Annotated in this window: 20 protein-coding genes and 2 pseudogenes; 7 read left to right on the forward strand and 15 right to left on the reverse strand. The window is 66.0% G+C overall.

Annotated elements, in window-relative coordinates:
- Positions 1-4: 4 nt before the first annotated feature.
- Positions 5-553 (reverse strand): NUDIX hydrolase, encoded by a 549-nt coding sequence (locus tag Mschef_RS10845; RefSeq protein WP_081128303.1) that lies wholly within the window; start codon positions 551-553, stop codon positions 5-7.
- Between the two features lie 192 nt (positions 554-745).
- Between Mschef_RS10845 and Mschef_RS10850 the strand changes: the two genes are divergently transcribed.
- A complete protein-coding gene (locus Mschef_RS10850; protein ID WP_081128306.1) occupies positions 746-2233 on the forward strand; it encodes an amino acid permease in 1488 nt (495 codons plus the stop codon).
- A gap of 620 nt (positions 2234-2853) precedes the next feature.
- Here Mschef_RS10850 and Mschef_RS10855 read toward each other — a convergent pair.
- A complete protein-coding gene (locus tag Mschef_RS10855; RefSeq protein WP_081128309.1) occupies positions 2854-3195 on the reverse strand; it encodes a high-potential iron-sulfur protein in 342 nt (113 codons plus the stop codon).
- A 124-nt stretch (positions 3196-3319) separates the two neighbouring features.
- Between Mschef_RS10855 and Mschef_RS10860 the strand changes: the two genes are divergently transcribed.
- Genes Mschef_RS10860 through Mschef_RS10875 form a run of 4 tightly spaced genes read left to right on the forward strand, consistent with a single transcriptional unit; the run spans position 3320 to position 5842 of the window.
- Complete coding sequence (locus Mschef_RS10860; RefSeq protein ID WP_081128312.1) at positions 3320-3964, forward strand: methylthioribulose 1-phosphate dehydratase; 645 nt, start codon at positions 3320-3322, stop codon at positions 3962-3964.
- Positions 3961-4524, forward strand: a complete 564-nt coding sequence (locus Mschef_RS10865; RefSeq protein WP_081128315.1) for a 1,2-dihydroxy-3-keto-5-methylthiopentene dioxygenase — start codon at positions 3961-3963, stop codon at positions 4522-4524. Before Mschef_RS10860 ends, Mschef_RS10865 begins: the two co-directional genes overlap by 4 nt.
- A complete protein-coding gene (gene mtnC / locus Mschef_RS10870) occupies positions 4521-5216 on the forward strand; it encodes an acireductone synthase (protein WP_081128317.1) in 696 nt (231 codons plus the stop codon). Before Mschef_RS10865 ends, mtnC begins: the two co-directional genes overlap by 4 nt.
- Before the next feature lie 29 nt (positions 5217-5245).
- Entirely contained in the window at positions 5246-5842 is a 597-nt protein-coding gene (locus Mschef_RS10875) for a glutathione S-transferase N-terminal domain-containing protein (protein WP_081128320.1), read from the forward strand.
- A 9-nt stretch (positions 5843-5851) separates the two neighbouring features.
- On the opposite strand, the gene hisIE is transcribed toward Mschef_RS10875, so the two are convergent.
- From hisIE to Mschef_RS10920, 9 genes are read right to left on the reverse strand one after another with little or no spacing between them, the layout of a single operon-like run.
- Positions 5852-6469, reverse strand: a complete 618-nt coding sequence (gene hisIE / locus Mschef_RS10880; RefSeq protein ID WP_081128323.1) for a bifunctional phosphoribosyl-AMP cyclohydrolase/phosphoribosyl-ATP diphosphatase HisIE — start codon at positions 6467-6469, stop codon at positions 5852-5854.
- Positions 6466-7236 carry an imidazole glycerol phosphate synthase subunit HisF gene (gene hisF, locus Mschef_RS10885; RefSeq protein ID WP_081128326.1) on the reverse strand — a complete coding sequence of 257 codons (771 nt, stop codon included), beginning with the start codon at positions 7234-7236 and terminating at the stop codon, positions 6466-6468. The genes hisIE and hisF overlap by 4 nt, the downstream gene beginning before the upstream one ends.
- Positions 7230-7958 carry a 1-(5-phosphoribosyl)-5-[(5-phosphoribosylamino)methylideneamino]imidazole-4-carboxamide isomerase gene (hisA, locus tag Mschef_RS10890; RefSeq protein WP_081128329.1) on the reverse strand — a complete coding sequence of 243 codons (729 nt, stop codon included), beginning with the start codon at positions 7956-7958 and terminating at the stop codon, positions 7230-7232. The genes hisF and hisA overlap by 7 nt, the downstream gene beginning before the upstream one ends.
- On the reverse strand, positions 7955-8548 hold the full coding sequence (gene hisH / locus Mschef_RS10895; protein ID WP_081128332.1) for an imidazole glycerol phosphate synthase subunit HisH: 594 nt from the start codon (positions 8546-8548) through the stop codon (positions 7955-7957). Before hisH ends, hisA begins: the two co-directional genes overlap by 4 nt.
- 8 nt (positions 8549-8556) lie before the next feature.
- The gene (gene hisB / locus Mschef_RS10900) at positions 8557-9678 is read right to left on the reverse strand and encodes a bifunctional histidinol-phosphatase/imidazoleglycerol-phosphate dehydratase HisB (RefSeq protein WP_081128335.1); all 1122 of its coding nucleotides are present in this window, start codon (positions 9676-9678) and stop codon (positions 8557-8559) included.
- The gene (hisC, locus tag Mschef_RS10905) at positions 9675-10751 is read right to left on the reverse strand and encodes a histidinol-phosphate transaminase (RefSeq protein ID WP_081128338.1); all 1077 of its coding nucleotides are present in this window, start codon (positions 10749-10751) and stop codon (positions 9675-9677) included. Before hisC ends, hisB begins: the two co-directional genes overlap by 4 nt.
- Positions 10748-12058, reverse strand: coding sequence for a histidinol dehydrogenase (gene hisD / locus Mschef_RS10910; RefSeq protein ID WP_081128341.1), 1311 nt, complete (start codon positions 12056-12058; stop codon positions 10748-10750). The genes hisC and hisD overlap by 4 nt, the downstream gene beginning before the upstream one ends.
- 21 nt (positions 12059-12079) lie before the next feature.
- On the reverse strand, positions 12080-12979 hold the full coding sequence (gene hisG / locus Mschef_RS10915; RefSeq protein ID WP_081128344.1) for an ATP phosphoribosyltransferase: 900 nt from the start codon (positions 12977-12979) through the stop codon (positions 12080-12082).
- Entirely contained in the window at positions 12976-13395 is a 420-nt protein-coding gene (locus Mschef_RS10920; protein ID WP_081128347.1) for a YerC/YecD family TrpR-related protein, read from the reverse strand. The genes hisG (Mschef_RS10915) and Mschef_RS10920 overlap by 4 nt, the downstream gene beginning before the upstream one ends.
- A gap of 400 nt (positions 13396-13795) precedes the next feature.
- Between Mschef_RS10920 and Mschef_RS10925 the strand changes: the two genes are divergently transcribed.
- Positions 13796-15316, forward strand: a complete 1521-nt coding sequence (locus Mschef_RS10925) for an outer membrane protein assembly factor BamB family protein (protein ID WP_081128350.1) — start codon at positions 13796-13798, stop codon at positions 15314-15316.
- 88 nt (positions 15317-15404) lie between these two features.
- On the opposite strand, the pseudogene hisG (Mschef_RS10930) reads toward Mschef_RS10925, so the two are convergent.
- Positions 15405-15929, reverse strand: a pseudogene (gene hisG / locus Mschef_RS10930) (ATP phosphoribosyltransferase); the annotation flags it as partial.
- 140 nt (positions 15930-16069) lie between these two features.
- A pseudogene (locus Mschef_RS10935) lies at positions 16070-16384 on the reverse strand (YerC/YecD family TrpR-related protein); the annotation flags it as partial.
- 189 nt (positions 16385-16573) lie between these two features.
- Between Mschef_RS10935 and Mschef_RS10940 the strand changes: the two are divergent.
- The gene (locus tag Mschef_RS10940) at positions 16574-17521 is read left to right on the forward strand and encodes a homing endonuclease associated repeat-containing protein (RefSeq protein WP_081128359.1); all 948 of its coding nucleotides are present in this window, start codon (positions 16574-16576) and stop codon (positions 17519-17521) included.
- A 108-nt stretch (positions 17522-17629) separates the two neighbouring features.
- Here the strand turns inward: Mschef_RS10940 and Mschef_RS10945 are convergent, their stop codons facing one another.
- Together Mschef_RS10945 and Mschef_RS10950 are read right to left on the reverse strand one after the other, a co-directional pair.
- On the reverse strand, positions 17630-18073 hold the full coding sequence (locus Mschef_RS10945) for a DUF2442 domain-containing protein (RefSeq protein WP_081128361.1): 444 nt from the start codon (positions 18071-18073) through the stop codon (positions 17630-17632).
- Positions 18070-18300, reverse strand: a complete 231-nt coding sequence (locus Mschef_RS10950; RefSeq protein WP_081128364.1) for a DUF4160 domain-containing protein — start codon at positions 18298-18300, stop codon at positions 18070-18072. The genes Mschef_RS10945 and Mschef_RS10950 overlap by 4 nt, the downstream gene beginning before the upstream one ends.
- Positions 18301-18336: the final 36 nt, after the last annotated feature.

Raw genomic sequence — 18336 nt, forward strand, 5'->3', positions numbered from 1 at the left:
CCTCTCACCGCGCCTGCAGCCACTTCAGCGCCATGCGTCGCAGCGAGGCATCGGCGGCTTCGTCAGCGGCGATCGCGGCGATGGAACGCCAGGCCAGATCCAGCGACTCGGCGCTGACGGCATAGCGCTCGTCCGCGCCAGCGCGCACCACGTAGCGCACGTCCCAGTGCAGATGCTCGGGATCAGTGCCGCGCGCGGGAATCGCATGGCAGTCCAGATCAAAGATGCCACCTTCGACATGCAGACCGGACAGGCCCGATTCCTCCTCGGCCTCGCGCAGCGCCACGCGCGCCAGATCGGCATCGCCGTCGGCATGGCCGCCCAGTTGCAGCCAGCGGCCCAGCTTGCGGTGATGGGTGAGCAGCACGCGCGCACCATCCTTGCTCACCAGCCAGGCCGAGCCGGTGAAGTGACCGGGCGGATGGCTGCGCAAGCAGCAGTCAGGATGGCTGCGTGCGAAGGCGGCGAAGCGGGCTTGCGCCGCGCGTTGTTCGGCGTCATCCGCGCGGTAGGCCATCAGGCTGGCAAGAACGAGCTGTTGATCCGGCGTCATGGCGCGGGCGGACAGGACTGGCTGCTGCATCGGGCCTTGCTGCGCTTGGGGAGGCTCGCGTATGTTACGCGAGCGCTCGGCAGCGGTCAGTCGCCGTTCACGTCGCGCGCCGTGACGCGCAGGCATTGCCTGTGACAGCGACTGCATCCCTCGCGCATCCGTTCGCGGCGCTGCGCATGTACCGGAGACCGCATGAATTCGTTCCGCGTCAAGCCGCTCGATGACATCATCGCCACGGCTGAAAAGCATAGCCTCACCCGCCAACTGGGCGCCTTCCAACTGACCATGCTGGGCATCGGCGCGATTATCGGCACGGGTATTTTCGTGCTGACCGCCGAAGCCGCGCAGAAAGCCGGGCCGGGCATGATGATCTCGTTCATCATCGCCGGCTCGGTATGTGCGCTCGCCGCGCTGGCCTATGCCGAACTCGCGGCGATGGTGCCGGTGTCCGGCTCCGCCTACACCTATACCTACGCGGTGATGGGCGAGGCACTTGCTTGGATGGTGGGTTGGGCGCTGATCCTCGAATACGCGGTGTCGGCCTCTGCTGTCGCAGTCGGTTGGTCGGGCTACTTCAACGGGCTGCTGCAGTCAATGGGACTCAGATTGCCTGAGTATTTGCGTGTCGGTTTTTTTAGTAGCGGCGCGTTCAATCTAGTGGCGTTCGCGGTCTCGCTGCTGATCACCGCGCTGCTGGTGCTGGGTACCACCGAGAGCGCCCGGGTCAATGCCTTTCTGGTCCTGCTCAAGGTCGCGGCGCTGACCGTGTTCGTCGTGGTCGCCGTGCCGGCGGCCAAGACCGCCAACTTCACCCCGTTCCTGCCCACCGGCTGGGGCAGCCCGCTCAGCGGCAGCGGACTCGGCGTGCTGGGCGCGGCGGCCTCGATCTTCTTCGCCTATGTCGGCTTCGACGCGGTATCCACCGCGGCCGAGGAAACCAAGAATCCCAACCGCAACATCCCCATCGGCCTGATCGGCTCGCTGATCGTATGTACCGTTTACTACCTGCTGGTGGGCTATGGCGCGATCGGTGCCGACGGCGCGCAGCCGATGATGGTCAACGGCCATGCACTGCAACCCGGCAGCCCGCAGATGGCCGCCGCTTGCCAGGGCGTGCATAACCTGGTGTGCAGCAAGGAGGCGCTGTCCTTCGTGCTCAGGGACCTGGGCTTCCCCTCGCTGGGTTACATGGTCGCGTTGGCAGCCAGCATCGCCCTGCCTTCGGTGATCCTGATGATGATCTACGGGCAGACCCGCATCTTCTTCACCATGTCGCGTGATGGCCTACTACCAAAACGCCTATCCAAAGTGCACCCACGCTTCCGCACGCCCCATGTCATAACGATGATCACAGGAGCCTTTGTCGCACTCTTTGCTTCCCAGCTGTCTGTTGGTGCTCTGGCCGACATATCCAATGCGGGAACCTTATTCGCCTTTGCGATGGTTTCACTTGGCGTCTTGATACTCCGATACACGCAGCCTGATCGTCATCGCCCTTTCCGGATCCCCAATGCTCTGGTTTGGCCGATTTGTGTTGGCGCTGTGGTCGGATGCGTTGTGCTCTTTATGAGCCTAGACATCAGAACAAAATTGATCTTTTTTGCTTGGGCTGCAGTCGGCCTTGTGATCTACGCCCTCTACGGCATGCGCCACAGCGATATGGCGCGCAAGCCGCGCTGATCACTCCTACTCCGATCATGCGGGCCGCGTGCGTTGCGCGGCCCGTTGGCGCTGGGATCTGGCACTGGCCTCGCACCCAGGCATTCTGACCGGCGCCAGCGCACTACATCGGCTCTCAGCGCCAAGCGTCACGCGTGGTCTTGCGGGCGAGGCGACCACGTGTTGCGCCACCGACCGTTTTGATCGCCACTCAAACCGCATCAGTTGCCCTCGCCAACTGCGGCAGAGCCTGCTCCAAATCAATACCATACGGTATGGTATCTATCGTTTTTACTTCGACTCATTCGCCGTAATAAAGTACATTGCATTGTTTTTATGGAGTTTAATGTCTACATAACGCCGCAGGCGCCAAGTCGCGATTGGCACCTGTCCAACCCCGCGCTATGCTCAAGCCTCGGTGGTTTCCATGGCAGTGGACCCCGATGCGCGGCCCGAACGGAACGGCGATCAGCTCCCGCCTGACCCTCGGGCCGCCTTTTAATCCGCGTCCGCCAATCCGCCGCGACCGCGTACTGGTCGCCAAGACCACACGGATCGAGTCGCGCAGCCCTGCAAGGCAATCCAAAAAGAAGCCGGCCTTGAAGGCCGGCATCCCGCAGCGTGCGTCGGCGCTGGCAAACTTATTTGCGCGTGGCGTGTGCCGAGCACCAGCCCTTGGCATTCACATCCTTGCCGGGGAACAACTGGCAGGGACCCCACGGCGCACCAGCGGCACCCTGATAGAAATTGCAGTTGCTGCAATCCTGCGAAGGTTTGTGGTTGGGATACTTGGCCTGGCTGACTTGTGCCGTATCTTCGACGTAGCCCAGCGCCTGCGCAGCCGGATCGGTGGGACTGAGATGCGGCAAGCCGGCGGCGTGCGCGTGTCTGGGCAAAGCGCCGACGACTGCGGCAGCCGCGGCAGTACCCGCGGCCATCTTCAGGAAGTGGCGACGCGATGGATCATTCTCATGTTGCGACATTGGCAAACCTCCGTCGTGGGAAAGACTCATGGCGGGGCATGGTACGCCGCTATCAAGCCAACGTCATGGTCCGGAGCAAATGGCCGCGCATGCTATAGTCCTTGACGATTTGGACGGCCAAACGATGTCTGCATCACCCGCGAGTCACCCGCCATCCACCGCATTCGAGCAGTTGGCGCAGCAACTCTGCCGCGCCGCCGCTGATCTTGCTCGACGCGGCTGGACACCCGCCACCAGCAGCAACTTCTCGGCGCGTCTCGACGCCGGGTGTATCGCCATCACCGTTTCCGGCCGCGACAAGGGCCGGCTGACGCCGGCCGACATCATGCTGATGGACGATCAGGCGCGTGCGCTGGACGCGCAATGCCCATCCGCCGAAGCGCGCCTGCACGCCCAGATCTACCGCATGCTGCCGCAGACCGGCGCGGTGCTGCACACGCATTCGCAGACGCAAACCGTGGCATCCCTGCATTTCGCCGCGGCGGGCGTCGTGCGTCTGCATGGCTACGAGCTGGTCAAGGCCATCGAGGGCCTGCGCAGCCACGAGCAGGATCTGTCGCTGCCGGTGTTTCCCAACAGCCAGGACATGGCCGAAATCGAACGCCACGTCGATGTCTGGCGCGCACAGGGACAGCCACTGCATGCCTATCTGATCGCCGGACACGGCCTGTACGCGTGGGGCCGCGACATTACCGCGGCGCTGCGCCATCTCGAAGCCATCGATTTCATGCTCGCCTGCGAGCTCGAACTGAGGAAACTGCCCACATGAGCCGCCTGCGCATTTTCAGCGAGACTCAACCGCAGCAAGCGCTGCTCACCCTGCATGAACATGCCGCCATCGCGCGCGAGTTGGCGCAAGCTGGCGTGCGTTTCGAGCGCTGGCAGGCCGCGCAGCCGCTGCAACCCGATGCCACACAGGACGAGGTCATCGCGGCCTACCGCACCGACATCGACCGCCTGATTGCCGCCGCGGGCTATCGGGCGGTCGATGTGATCAGCCTCGCGCCCGACCATCCCGACCGCGCAACGCTGCGCAAGAAGTTCCTCGACGAGCACACCCATGCCGAGGACGAGGTGCGCTTCTTCGTCGCCGGCTCGGGTCTGTTCAGCCTGCACATCGGCACGCGCATCCTTGAAGTGCTGTGCGAACAGGGCGATCTGATCGGCGTGCCCGATGGCACGCGACACTGGTTCGACATGGGGCCGGCACCGCATTTCGTCGCAATCCGACTGTTCGGCAATCCGCAAGGCTGGGTCGCGCGTTTCACCGGTGACGACATCGCCGCGCGTTTCCCGCGCTACGAAGCCGGCCAGGCAGCCGCGGCATGAACGCGCGCGGCGAGATTCGCGCGATTCTCACCGACATCGAAGGCACCACCAGCGCCATCCACTTCGTGCACGACGTGCTGTTTCCCTATGCGCGCAAGCGCCTGCCGGCATGGATCGAAACCCATCGCGACCTGACCGAGGTGCAGCACTGGCTGAGCGAGGCCGCGCGCGAAGCGGGTCTGATCGAGGCCAGCCTGCAGGAAATCATCGAGCTGCTGCTCGGCTGGAGCGACGCCGATCGCAAATCGACCGCACTGAAGGCGCTGCAGGGCATGATCTGGCGCGAGGGTTACGCCGCCGGGGATTTCGTCGCACATGTCTATCCCGATGTCGCCCCGGCGCTCCGTGCCTGGCGCGCGCGTGGTGTGCGCCTCTACGTGTATTCATCCGGCTCGGTGGAGGCGCAGAAGCAGCTTTTCGCGCACAGCGAGGCCGGTGATCTCACGCCCCTGTTCAGCGGCTACTTTGATACCGGCATCGGCGCGAAACGCGAGGCGGCAGCGTATGCGCGTATCGCCGCGGCCATCGATGCGGCGCCCGCGCAGGTCCTGTTCCTGTCCGACATCGAAGCCGAACTCGACGCCGCGCACAGTGCCGGCATGCACACCACCCTGCTGTGCCGCCCGCCCGCCGCGTGTGCGGCCGAGTCGCGGTACCCCTGCGCGCACGACTTCACCGCCATTGCGCTGTAGTTGGCCTGGCGCATCACGAGACGCAGTACATGCAGCTCTATCTCAGCCCCACGTCCCCGTTCGCGCGCAAGGTCAAGGTCGCGCTGCTGGAAATGGATTTGCCGTTCGAGGAAATCCGCGTCGATCCGTGGGCCACGCCACCCGCACTGGCGGCTGTCAACCCGCTGTCGCAAGTACCCACCCTGGTCAGTGACACCGGCCTTGCGCTGGGCAACAGCGACACGATTCTGGCCTGGCTCATGAGCACGCATCCGAATCCCGGGCTGCTGCCGGTGACGGCGCCGGAACATGCGAGCGCATTGCGCCATGGCGCGATCGCGCAAGGCATGCTCGAGGCGACGGTGCAGATCGTGCTGGAGCGGCGACGCACACCGGGACAGCAATCCGCGGCGCTGATCGAGCGCCGCAAGGCCAGTCTGCAGCGCAGTGTGGCAGCGCTGGAACACGAGTTCACCGCGAGCCGCGCGACATTTCCGCTGGATGCCATCGGCGTCGCCGTGGCTCTGGCTTACCTCGATTTTCGCTTGCCCGAATATCACTGGCGCAAGGACGCCATGCGCCTGTCCGCATGGCAGATCTGGGCTGCAGCGCGTGCTTCCATGCAGGCCAGCGCACCACCAGCCTGACCTGAAATTTCAGCGTCCGGCGTGACGCAGGGCCAGCGTGGCGGCCACGTCATCCAGGCCCAGCCCGCGCGCGCGCAGCAGCACGATCAGGTGATAGACCAGATCGGCCGCCTCGCCCAGCAGTGCGTCGTCATCCTGCGCCACCGCCGCCAGCGCGGTCTCGACGCCCTCCTCGCCCACCTTCTGCGCGATGCGGCGCACGCCGCCCTCGAACAAGCGCGTGGTGTAACTGTCCTGCGGGCGGGCGCGCTCACGCTCGGCGATCAGCGTATCGAGCTGACCGATGAAGGCCAGCGCAGGCGCGGCGGCGGCGAAACACGTATCGCTGCCGAGATGGCAGGTCGGCCCCTGCGGCAAGGCCAATGCAAGCAGCGTGTCGCGGTCGCAATCGGCATGCAGCGCTTGCAGCTCCAGTGTGTGACCCGAAGTCTCGCCCTTGGTCCACAAGCGCTGCTTGCTGCGGCTGTAAAACGTCACCTTGCCGCTGTCCAGCGTGACCTGCAGCGCCGCGCGGTTCATGTAACCGAGCATCAGCACGCGGCCATCGCGGGCATGCTGCACGATGGCCGGCAGTAGGCCGTCGCCCTTGCTCCAGTCCAGTTGCCCGGGATCGAATGCACTGTTCATGGACGTACCTCGATGCCAGCCGTGGCCAGCGCCAGCTTGAGTTGGGGAATCGCCACGACGCCGCCATGGAACACACTGGCCGCGAGCGCGGCATCGACATCGGCGGTGCGAAATACATCGATGAAATGCGCGACAGCGCCGGCGCCACCCGAGGCCACCAGCGGCACCCGGCACAGCACGCGCGCAGCCTGCAGTTGCTCGATGTCGTAGCCGCTGCGCACGCCATCGCTGCCCATGCAATTGAGCACGATCTCACCAGCGCCGCGCTGCTGCGCCTCGACGATCCAGTCCAGCGTGCGTCGTGGCAGCGCGCGGGTCTGCGCGGGATCGCCCGCATTGACGCGCACGCGCCATTCGCCGTCGTCGTCACGCAGGCTGTCGATACCCACCACCACGCACTGCACGCCAAAGGCCGCGGCCAGTTGATCGATCAACTCGGGCCGCTCCAGCGCCGGCGAGTTCACCGAGATCTTGTCCGCGCCCGCGTGCAGCAGCACGCGCGCATCCGCGACACTGCGGATGCCACCGGCCACGCAGAACGGAATATCCAGTTCACGCGCCACGCGTTCGACCCACGCCGCCTCCGCGCGGCGCCGCGACGGACTGGCGGTGATGTCGTAGAACACCAATTCGTCGGCACCGGCATCGCGGTACCGCCGCGCCAACTCGACAATGTCGCCCATGTCGATGTGGTCGCGAAAGCGTACGCCCTTGACCACACGGCCAGCGCGCACATCGAGGCAGGGAATGATGCGCCGGGTCAGCACACCAGCGCCTCGCTCAGGTTGAAGCGGCCATCAAGCAACGCGCGCCCGAGAATCACCGCCGCCGCACCCGCGGTGCGTGCGGCACGGATGTCATCAAGATCGCGCACGCCGCCCGATGCCTGCACGCCCACCTGCGGCGCACGCTCGGCCAGATACCGGTACAGGTCGATGTTGAGCCCGTCAAGCATGCCATCGCGCGCGATGTCGGTGCACAGCACATGACGCGCGCCCGCCGCGGCGTAGACGCTCGCGCGTTCATCCAGCGTGACGGCTTCGGCCCGTGTCCAGCCCGCGCTGGGCAATTGCCAGACGCCCTGGTCTTGGCGTGCATCCAGCGCCAGGACCAGGCGCTCCGCGCCGAAGTCGCGCAGCCAGCGCCGCACCGTTTGCGGATCGCGCACGGCGATGCTACCGATGACCACGCGTGCGGCGCCGGCATCGAACAGGCGCTGCACGTCCGTCGCGGTACGCACGCCGCCGCCAGCCTGCACGGACAGCCCGCAGCGCGCCAGCGCTTCGAGCAACGGCAACTGGGTGAAGCCACCCGCGCGCGCGCCGTCCAGATCGACCACGTGCAACCAGTGCGCGCCGGCATCGCGGTAGGACTGCGCCAGATCCAGCGGCGCGATCTGGTAGCGCGTCTCGCGTGCGTAGTCGCCCTGGCGCAGGCGCACCACGCCGCCGTCGCGCAGGTCGATCGCGGGAATGATCGTGAAATTCATAGGCTGATGAAATTCCGCAGCAGGCGCGCGCCCACCGCGGCCGAGCGCTCGGGATGAAACTGCATGCCGCAGACGTTGCCCTGGCGCACCACGGCGCTGAACATTGCGCCATGCGTCGCACTGGCCAGCGTGCATGCACCCGGCTGTGCGGCATAGCTGTGCACGAAATAGGCGTAGGCCGGGTGCGGCATGCCCGCAAGCAACGGGTCATCGCGCAATGGCGTCAGCGCGTTCCAACCCATGTGCGGTACGCGCACATGGTCATCACCGGCAAGTCGGCCCACCCTGCCCGGCAGCAATCCAAGACACGGCGTGTCGCTTTCCGCGGAATGCTCGAACAGGAGCTGCATGCCCAGACACACACCCAGCATCGGCTGGCGCAGCGCGCGCAGCACCTCAACCAGTCCCGCATCGCGCAGGCGCTGCATGCCCGGCGCGGCGGCGCCGACGCCTGGCAGGATCACGTGACTGGCGGCGCGGATGCGCGTGGCGTCGCTGCTCAGCCTGGCATCCACGCCAAGTCGCTGCAGCGCGTAGCGCAGCGAGCCGATATTGCTGCCGCCGGCATCGACCAGCACCACATCGGGCACCCCTGCGCTCACAGCATGCCCTTGGTACTGGGCAGAATGTCGCCCTCGCGGCGCAGTGCCATGCGCAAGGCGCGCGCCACCGCCTTGAAGCAGATCTCGACCATGTGGTGTGCGTTCGCGCCGCGCACTTCCAGGTGCAGCGTGGCTCCCAGCGTGTCGCAGAGCGAGCGGAAGAAGTGCGGTACCAGTTCGGTGGGCAGGTCGCCCACATGCTCGCGCGGGAAGCTGCCGCTGAACACGAACCATGGCCGTCCGGACAAATCCAGCAGCGCCGTCGCACTGGCCTCGTCCATCGGCAGGCGCACGCGCACCGCCTGCGCCGTGACCGCGTCCGCACCGGCCGCGACCTCGGCGTCGCCGTAACGGCCGATGCCACGCTTGTCGCCCAGCGCCTGGCGCAGCGCCTGCCCCAGCGCCAGCGCGCAGTCCTCGACGGTGTGGTGCTCGTCAACGGCCAGATCGCCGGCTGCATCGATCTCGAGCGCGAAACCGCCGTGCTTGCCGATCTGCTCGAGCATGTGGTCGAAATAACCCAGCCCCGTGCGCACGCTGGGCGCTGCCTCGCAGTCCAGATCCACGCGCACGCGGATGCGGGTTTCGCGCGTATGCCGCTCGACCGATGCCACGCGTGGCGCATCGCACAGCAGGTGCGCGACCTGCTTCCAGGTCATGCCGTGTACGCCCATGCGCAGACCGCGCACACCGAGGTTGGCGGCAAGTTGCAGATCGGTTTCGCGATCGCCGATCACGGCCGAGGCGGCACGGCTCCAGCCATCATCGGCCAGATAATGACGCAGCATACCGACGCCGGGTTTGCGCGTATCCAGCCCTTCGCCTGGAAAACTGCGATCGATCAGCACTTCGCGAAAGGCGATGCCCTGCGAGGACAAAATTTGCAGCAGTAACGCCTGCGGACCAGCAAAATCAGATTCTGGAAAGCTGGCCGTACCGAGGCCATCCTGATTGCTGACCATGACCAGATCGAAACCCGCTGCCACGCAGCGCTGCAGCGCGACGATGACGTCAGGCATCAGCGCGAATTTCTCGAACCTGTCGACCTGTTCGTCGACAGGTTCCTCGATCAGGCAACCATCGCGATCCACGAACAGGATTTTGCGTGCACCGCTCATGCCGCAGCCTCGTCGCGCGCAGCCGCTGCGAGCAAGGCCAGCGCGCGATTGTTCTCCTCGGACAAGCCGATGCTCAGGCGCAGGAATCCGGCGAGCTGGGCATGGCGCCCGATATCGCGCAGCAGCACACCCTGCGCGAGCAGGCGCGCACACACCGCAGGCGCCGCATCCATGGCGAAGGCAATGAAGTTGGCGCGCGAGGGCAATACCTTGCGCACGCCAGGTATCAACGCCAAGGCAGCGGCGATGCGCTCGCGTTCGAGTCGCGTCGCGGCAATGCGCGCTGCGGTCTGTGCCTGCGCAGCAGGCTCCAGCGCGGCTAATGCCGCTTGCACGCTGGGCGTGGGCAGCGGATACGGCGCCATGATTCGCCGTAGCAGCGCGATGACCTCGGGTGCCGCCAGCAGCGCGCCGATGCGCGCGCCAGCCAGCGCCCAGGCTTTCGAGAGGGTGCGCAATACGCCGAGATTCTCGTAGCGATCCAGCAGCGTCGCGACGCTGGCCGCCTGCGCGTATTCGATGTAAGCCTCGTCCACGATCAGCAGCGCACGCCCACCGAGAGCTTCCGCCAGGCGCTCGATGTCGGTCGGAGCCACCAGGCCACCACTGGGATTGTTGGGCGAACATACGAACACCAGTTTCACCGCGGGTGTCAGCGCGGCCAGCACGGCCTCGATGTCGAGCGAGAAGTCCGCACGCAGCGGCACTTCCACGATCGCCACATCCTGCGTGTGCGCACACACCGCGTACATGCCGAAGGTCGGTGGCGAGATCAGCACCGCATCCGCGCCCGCGCGGCAGAAAGCACGCGTGAGCAGGTCGATGGCCTCGTCGCTGCCGCGCCCGACCAGAATCTGCTCGGCGCGCGCTCCGTAAAGCCGCGCCAGCGCATCGATCAGCGCGCGTGGCTGCGGCTCCGGATAGCGATTGAGGCCGCGCCCTGCGTCCTGCGGCGGCGGCCATGGCGACTCGTTCGCATTGAGGAAAATCGCGCCGCCCTGTGCCTCCATGCGCGCCGAGGAATACGGCGCCAGCGCCACGATCTCGGGCCGCGCCAGATCCAGCACACTCATGGCGCCGCGTCCGCAAGCAATTCAAGACGCAGGCTGACCGCGCGTGCGTGCGCCTCCAACCCCTCGGCGCGCGCCAGCGTGATCGCGCAGGGGCCGATGCCGCGCAGGCCCTCGCGATCCAACTCCTGCACGGTGATCTGCTTCTGGAAACTGGCCACCGAGACGCCACTCCACGCGCGCGCATGGCCATCGGTGGGCAGCACGTGATTGGTGCCGCTGCAGTAATCACCCACCGATTCGGGTGACCATGCACCAAGAAACACCGAGCCGGCACTGTGTACCGCCGCCAGCAGCGCATGCGGCGCGCGCACCTGCAGAATCAGATGTTCGGGTGCGTAGTCGTTGCTCACCGCGACGGCCTGCGCCAGATCCTGCACCTGGATGGCACGGCTGGCCGCCAGCGCCTGGAGCGCGATGGCCGCGCGCGGCAGCAACGCGCATTGGCGCATGACCTCGGCCTGTACCGCGGCAATCAGCGCCGCACTGGGCGCGACCAGCAGTACCTGCGAATCGGGGCCATGCTCGGCCTGCGACAGCAGATCGGCGGCAACGATGCGCGCATCGGCCGCGGCGTCGGCGATCACCAATACTTCGGATGGACCGGCGGGCATGTCGATGGCGGGGCCGCCGGGCAAGGCCGCGACCTGCTGCTTGGCCTCGGTGACCCAGGCGTTACCCGGCCCGAACAGCTTGTCGCAACGCGGCACGCTGGCGCTGCCCAGCGCCAGCGCGGCGATCGCCTGCGCGCCGCCCAGCTTGAACACACGCCGCACACCGCAGCGGCGCGCCGCATGCAATACGGCCGCATCGCAACGCCCGTCGCCACGCGCTGGTGTGCAGATCACCACTTCCGGACAACCGGCAAGCCGCGCGGGCACGGCCAGCATCAGTACCGTCGAGGGAAGTGGCGCACTGCCCGCCGGCACATAGAGACCAACCCGCGTGATCGGCCGCAGCATGCGCTCGCAGACCACGCCAGGCGCCGTCTGCACGCGTGCCGGTTGCGGCGCGGTGGCGGCATGGAACTGCTCGATGCGCGCGGCGGCCTCGGCGATCGCGGTTTTGAGCGTGGTGTCGAGTACGGCCTCGGCGGCGTCGAACTCGGCGTCGCTGACTTCCAGCACATCCAGTGTCACGCCATCGTGACGGCGCGTGAGCAGGCGCAGCGCGGCGTCGCCATCCGCGCGCACCTGTTCGATGATGCGCGCCACGCCGTCGCGCACGGCGGCGCTGCGCGCGCGCACCGGGCGCTGCAGTGCTTGCACGCGCTGCGCGGCGCTCAAATCGTTCCAGATCAGACTTTGCATGAGGATGGGCTTCCGCGATCGTCAGGCCAGCATTTTTTCCACCGGCAACACCAGCATCGAGCTGGCGCCAGCGCGCTTCATGTCTTCCAGGTGCTGCCAGGTGATCGCGCCATGACACACCGCCTGCAGCGCCACCTGATCCTTGCGTCCTTCGATCGGCAGCAGGATCGGCACACTGCCATGCGGCAGAATGCGCCCAATCGCATCGAGCGCCGAGCGCGGCGCATGCAGCATCACCAGCTTGGACTCACGCACCTGGATCACACCATCGATGCGCCGCAGCAACAGCTCGATCATCTCGGCACGCGCGTCCGCGGGCAGCACGGCAGGCACCGCCAGAACCGCCTCGCTGTCCAGCAGCACCGCCACTTCCCTGAGCTGATTCGCGGCCAGCGTGGCGCCGCTGGACACCAGGTCGCAGATCAAGTCGGCGGTGCCCAGGCGCGGCGCGATTTCCACCGAACCGGACAGCGTGACCACGCGCGCGCGCACGCCCTGCGCGCCCAGCCAGTGCTCCAGCAGCGCCGGATACGTGGTGGCGATGCGCAAATCCTGCAACTGCTGCGCGCCACTCCATTCCTGTTCATGCGGAATCGCCAGCGCCAGCCGGCACTGGCCAAAACCCAGCGTGCGCAACGCGCGAAATCCGGGCTCGCGGTGCACGGCGATGGCGGCCAAGCGCTGTTCCTCAAGCACGTTGCTGCCAACCACGCCGAGATCGCACACACCTTCAGCGATCATGCCCGGGATGTCGTCGTCACGTACCAAAAGCAGATCGATCGGCAGCGTCTCGCCGAAGCAGAACAGCTTGTCGCGGCTCTGCCGGAACTTCAGTCCGCAACGCGCCAGCAGGTCCTGCGAAGGCTCGGCCAGGCGCCCCGACTTTTGCACCGCGATGCGCAGGCGATCGCGCGGCTTCACGCCCGCACCTCAGGCGAACGCCGCGGCCGAATTGGCTTCGCGCTGGTGTTCGTGACACGCAGCGCATTGCCCTGTTCCCTGCTCGCGCCAATTGCACGGCGCGGCTTGCGCGCATGCTGCGCGCGCGCGACCGCGGCCAGATAGCCACCGTTGCCCTGGTTGAGATAACGCGCCACGCGCCCGATGGTGGTGATGCTCACCGCGGTCAGCTCATGGATTTCCCGGTATGGCGTGGCTGTCAGCAGGTGCGGCACCACCGACCAGCGATCGACCAGCGCTTCGACCTCAGCCGGGGTGCACAGATCGCGCAGGAAATCCCGCATCTCGGCCACGGTACGCATGCTCAACAGGGCGCGGCACAGGCTTTCCTCGGTTTGCGTCCGCGGCTGCCGCGGTTCGATGGATCGACGTTTCATGATTGCATTCACGTACTATCACATTAGTACGCAATCATACGCGCATGTGCCCGCCGCTTGCAAGCCGGCATTCACTGGCTTGGGCAAGCCAACGCCGCCCCAAAACCCGGTGGCGACACGCCTTAACCTGCCTTTCCCGCTGGCTGCGCAAGTCAAACCGATGCATGAATCACGGTTTCGCGATATTGATAACGCCGCCGAATCCACCTGCGCGGAACCCGCACGATCAGTACATGCAGCGCCCGATGCCGGCAATGAGCGTCGGGTGATGCGTGTGCGGGAACTTCGCGCACATGCTGACTCTCTAAACTACGCTCCGTATACGCCGCACCACCACGACACGGCGGCGCGTTACGGCTTCTGGTGCCGATCATCCCTTCCCGATCCAAGGAATCCGACCATGAACCGTTCGCCTCGCCTGCGCCCGCTGGTTTGCGCGTTGCTGCCCGCCTTATGCTGCCTGGGCAGCACCGCTGCCGTCGCCGGCACGCGCGTGCCCATGCTGCCACCCGGCAATGCTTTGAATCCGCAAAGTCCGTTCGCCACGCTATACCTGCCGGAAAACCTGCCCAGCGCCGCGGACGCCAGCGTCGGCCCCAGCGCGTGGACGCACGCCTACGGCAGCCCGCAGCATAATGCCGCATTCCCGCTGCCGGCCTCGGCACCGCTGTGGGCGCGTGCCGGCGTGCACTGGAACTTTCCCGAGGCGCGCGCATGGCCGCTGAGCGATGACAAGCCCTTTGGCGCCGGGGTCTACGGCATCAAAGAAGCGCTGCCGGTGCAGACGCAGTTCTACGGCAATGCACTGGGCGTTTCGGTGGTCGGCGGCGTGGTGTTCGCCGAAAGCGACGACATGTTCGCCTACGCCATCAACGCGCATACCGGCAAACTGATCTGGCGCAGCAGCCCGGTGGGCAACACGCTGATGGGCAACCCGCTGGTCGTGGGCGACAAGGTGTACCTGTCGGCCGGCAATGTCGGCTTCAATTTCGCCAACGTGATGCGCTTCAAGAACAACCCCGCCAGCGCCGGACGCGGCGTCAACATCAGCTACAACGGCATCTATGCCATGGACCGCAAGACCGGCGCATTGGACTGGTATTTCCCCACGCGTGGCGACGCCATGCCGACGCCTGCCTACGATGCGGGACGCCTGTTCATCACCACCGGCAACGGTAGCGCGGTGTGCATCGACGCCACCAACGGCGCGCTGATCTGGCGCAACCACCTGGGTGGCATCGCCAACATGTCCAGCCCGGCGGTGGCCGATGGCCGCGTGTATGTGGCCATGTCGGTCAAACCCTTCCTGTACGCGCTGGATGCGCGCACCGGCAAGGTGCTGTGGCGCGGCACCATCCCCGGCGCGGCCAACACCGGCATGGGCGATGTCTCGCCGGCGGTCAGCGACGGCATCGTGGTGCAGGATGCCGTGGCCAATCCCATGGACATCGCCGGCAAACCCACGCTGGAAACCCTGGTGCGCGCCTTCGACGCCAGCACCGGCAAGGTGCTGTGGACCTACGACATGGGTCGGGGTCACAAGGTGCCGGCGTTCAAGGGCGGCGTGCCGATGATCCACGACGGCGTGGTGTACGTCGGCAGCCCGGTCACCTCGGCCTACGTCGCGCTGAATCTGAAAACCGGCAAACCCTACTGGCGCTGGCCGGTGCCCAACGCCGGTGCCGCTGGCGCCGGGCGCGGCGCCCCCACGTACTATGCGGGCACGCTGTACGTGGCCACCGGGCCGAATCTGTACGCGCTGAATCCGAAGACCGGCCGGGAACTGCATAGCGTGCACGTCGGTGGCCGCTTCGGCATCGTCAATCCGACCATCGTCGGCGGCACGATCTACCTGGGCAACTCATGGGACTGGGTCAATGCCGTGCCGCTGCGCGAGGTGAATCCGGCCGCGCATCCCTGACACTCGCCGCAGACCCGGCAGACAATCGCCAGCCGGCGTCGCACTCGCGCGCGGCGTTGAGCGTGTCGCGGCGGTAATCCAGCGCCTGCGCGGCGGTGTACAGCAAATCACAGATCAGATCGGCGGTGCCCAGCCGCGGCGCGATTTCCACCGAACCGGACAGCGTGACCACGCGCGCGCGCACGCCCTGCGCGCCCAGCCAGTGCTCCAGCAGCGCCGGATACGTGGTGGCGATGCGCAAATCCTGCAACTGCCGCGCGCCACTCCATTCCTGTTCATGCGGAATCGCCAGCGTCAGCCGGCACTGGCCAAAACCCAGCGTGCGCAATGCGCGAAATCCGGGCTCGCGGTGCACGGCGATGGCGGCCAAGCGCTGTTCCTCAAGCACGTTGCTGCCAACCACGCCGAGATCGCACACACCTTCGGCGATCATGCCCGGGATGTCGTCGTCACGTACCAAAAGCAGATCGATCGGCAGCGTCTCGCCGAAGCAGAACAGCTTGTCGCGGCTCTGCCGGAACTTCAGTCCGCAACGCGCCAGCAGGTCCTGCGAAGGTTCCGCCAGCCGTCCGGACTTCTGCGCCGCGATGCGCAGGCGCTCGCGCGGCTTCATGCCGGCACCACGGTTGCGCGGCGCGGCTTGCCCGGCTTCGTGCTCGCGCCCGTGGCGCGGCGTGGCTTGCCGGATTTCGTGCTCGTGTCCACCGCACGGCGCGACAGGCACGGTTCAAGATTCACGCCTGCTGCACGGCGCGGCCGGCGCGACTGCTGCGCGCGCGCCGCCGCCGCCAGATAGCCGCCGTTGCCATGGTTGAGGTAGCGCGCCACGCGGCCGACGGTGGTGATGCTGACCGCGGTCAGGTCGTGGATCTCGCGGTACGGCGTCCCCGCCAGCAGATGCGGCACCACCGACCAGCGGTCCACCAGCGCCTCGACCTCGGCCGGCGTGCACAGATCGCGCAGGAAGGCGCGCATCTCGCCCACGTCGCGCATGGCCAGCAGCGCGCGGCACAGGCCCTCCTCGGCCAGGGCACGCGGCTGCAGCGGTTCCAGCGAGCGCCTCTTCATCGTTGCTCTCACGTACTAATGCATTAGTACGTGATGCTAACCGATGGAAGGGACGGGCTGCAAGCCCGACAGCTGCTGGGCAACGCGAGCGAGGCGCCGCTGACTGCGTCAGCTATGGAACTACCTGATTGACGCCATGCAGCGCAAGGATGAACATCCTGCGCTACACCCCGGTTCTGGGGTCTACACTTGTTGGACGTCTTGACCGTGAAGTTCGAGCTCACAACCTTGGAGGAATACAGCGATGAAGCGCTTCTCGCCGAGCTTCGTCGCGTCGCTGCCATCGTTAAAACGCCGAAGCTCACCATCAGTCAGTTCAGCTCCATCGCAAAGGTCCACGGCTCCACGCTACAAAAGCGATTTGGCGGTTGGAAAAAAGCCTTGAAAGTCGCGGGCCTCAGCGAACGAATCGACAGCGGCAACGTCGCCAAGTCCCTGGACGAAGCTCTAAAGGCCATCGCAAGAGCGGCACAAGAGCTTCAGAAGAGCGTCCTGACGCTTCAGGAATTTGAAGCGCACACAGGAATTTCAGGTGCGTCGGTGCGCCGGCACTTCGGCTCGTGGAGAAAAGCGCTTGAAGCAGCGGGCCTGAACCAGTCGCTCCTCGGGCGCCGATATACGGACGAGGAGTGTTTTGAAAACATCCTTACGCTGTGGACTCACTATGGACGCCAACCGATATTTGGCGAACTCAAACGGCCGCCCTCCGTAATGGGACCAAAAGCTTATGTCCGTCGTTGGGGCGGCTGGCGAGCGGCACTCGCAGCCTTTGTGAGGCACGTCAAGGAGGCGCCGGAGTTGCCCCAGCAAATCGAAACGGCCAAACCTTCAAAAGTTGAAGCCCAAGAACCGAACGCTGGCGGCGCACCACGCTCTATCAGCCTCGCCCTGCGCTACAGAGTACTGACGCGCGACAAGTTCAGATGCGTAACATGTGGTGCTTCCCCTGCAAAGGACGTAGCCGTTGAGCTGCATGTGGACCACATTCATCCGTGGTCGCGCGGCGGTCAAAATACGGAGAAGAATCTGCGCACGCTCTGTTTCAAGTGCAACCTCGGAAAAGGGGCAACGGTTGAAGACGCCCAACAAGGTGCTCCAGTCGACGGTCCACTTGCTGCACTCGTGGCTCGCGGCTGAGCTTGTGCGTTAGCAGGCAATGGGCGTTCTGCGAATGTGCTTTGCGAGCTTCTGCTCCAATGTCTTGTCCACGATCGTGGACGATCTGGCCATCGACCACCCCAGCGCTTACGCCGCTTTCGCGGCCCAGCGTGCCGACAAGGCCTCGCACGCCAAGGCGACGACGTGCGGAATGGGGCGACTGCCGGTGCGGTAATGGGCCATCGTGCGGCGGCTCAGGCCGAGTGCCTCGGCGGCAGTATTCAGCGATAGATCGTGCCGGGCCATCCACGCGGCAAAGCGCTCGGGGCCCCATTCGCCCGCCTGCTCCCGCGCCATCTCGTAGAGCGGGTCGGCGCCCATGTCCACGTCGCCCGGCCACTGCACGGCATGACCCCAGGCATCGGCCTTGGCCTTGCGGAAATGCGCCGGGTCGCGCAGCGGCCCGTAGAGCTTGTAGCGCCTGACCAGACGCGACACGTCCACCGGCAGGGTCTCGCCGGTGCTCCATGTGATGACGAGCGTCAGCGGCGGCTGCGCCTTGACGGCACGGATCAGGGGCGGCTTGTTCATCGCACGATCTCCTTCCACTTTGCCAGCAGCATCGCCGGGTTCGCTTCGATCCAGGCCATGGCCAATGCGAGTCTGGCGGCCGGCCGTATCGTGCCCGACACCTTCAGCGACTCGATCTCGACCGTGCAGCGGCTGCCGTCGCGGAACTCCACGTGGACATGCGGCGGTCGATGATCACGCGGATAGATCGCGACATGACAATCGGCGAACTGCCTGAGCTTTGGCATGACTGATCATGGTGCAATAAATTCACCATGTCAACG

The sequence above is a fragment of the Metallibacterium scheffleri genome (assembly GCF_002077135.1).
In the GTDB taxonomy this organism is placed as follows: domain Bacteria; phylum Pseudomonadota; class Gammaproteobacteria; order Xanthomonadales; family Rhodanobacteraceae; genus Metallibacterium; species Metallibacterium scheffleri.

Bases quoted from the DNA above. Each gene is read 5' to 3' on its own strand.
- Mschef_RS10845 (WP_081128303.1), bottom strand. From the start codon at position 553: ATGACGCCGGATCAACAGCTCGTTCTTGCCAGCCTGATGGCCTACCGC.
- Mschef_RS10850 (WP_081128306.1), top strand. From the start codon at position 746: ATGAATTCGTTCCGCGTCAAGCCGCTCGATGACATCATCGCCACGGCT.
- Mschef_RS10855 (WP_081128309.1), bottom strand. From the start codon at position 3,195: ATGTCGCAACATGAGAATGATCCATCGCGTCGCCACTTCCTGAAGATG.
- Mschef_RS10860 (WP_081128312.1), top strand. From the start codon at position 3,320: ATGTCTGCATCACCCGCGAGTCACCCGCCATCCACCGCATTCGAGCAG.
- Mschef_RS10865 (WP_081128315.1), top strand. From the start codon at position 3,961: ATGAGCCGCCTGCGCATTTTCAGCGAGACTCAACCGCAGCAAGCGCTG.
- mtnC (WP_081128317.1), top strand. From the start codon at position 4,521: ATGAACGCGCGCGGCGAGATTCGCGCGATTCTCACCGACATCGAAGGC.
- Mschef_RS10875 (WP_081128320.1), top strand. From the start codon at position 5,246: ATGCAGCTCTATCTCAGCCCCACGTCCCCGTTCGCGCGCAAGGTCAAG.
- hisIE (WP_081128323.1), bottom strand. From the start codon at position 6,469: ATGAACAGTGCATTCGATCCCGGGCAACTGGACTGGAGCAAGGGCGAC.
- hisA (WP_081128329.1), bottom strand. From the start codon at position 7,958: ATGAATTTCACGATCATTCCCGCGATCGACCTGCGCGACGGCGGCGTG.
- hisB (WP_081128335.1), bottom strand. From the start codon at position 9,678: ATGAGCGGTGCACGCAAAATCCTGTTCGTGGATCGCGATGGTTGCCTG.
- hisC (WP_081128338.1), bottom strand. From the start codon at position 10,751: ATGAGTGTGCTGGATCTGGCGCGGCCCGAGATCGTGGCGCTGGCGCCG.
- hisD (WP_081128341.1), bottom strand. From the start codon at position 12,058: ATGCAAAGTCTGATCTGGAACGATTTGAGCGCCGCGCAGCGCGTGCAA.
- Mschef_RS10920 (WP_081128347.1), bottom strand. From the start codon at position 13,395: ATGAAACGTCGATCCATCGAACCGCGGCAGCCGCGGACGCAAACCGAG.
- Mschef_RS10925 (WP_081128350.1), top strand. From the start codon at position 13,796: ATGAACCGTTCGCCTCGCCTGCGCCCGCTGGTTTGCGCGTTGCTGCCC.
- Mschef_RS10945 (WP_081128361.1), bottom strand. From the start codon at position 18,073: ATGAACAAGCCGCCCCTGATCCGTGCCGTCAAGGCGCAGCCGCCGCTG.
- Mschef_RS10950 (WP_081128364.1), bottom strand. From the start codon at position 18,300: ATGCCAAAGCTCAGGCAGTTCGCCGATTGTCATGTCGCGATCTATCCG.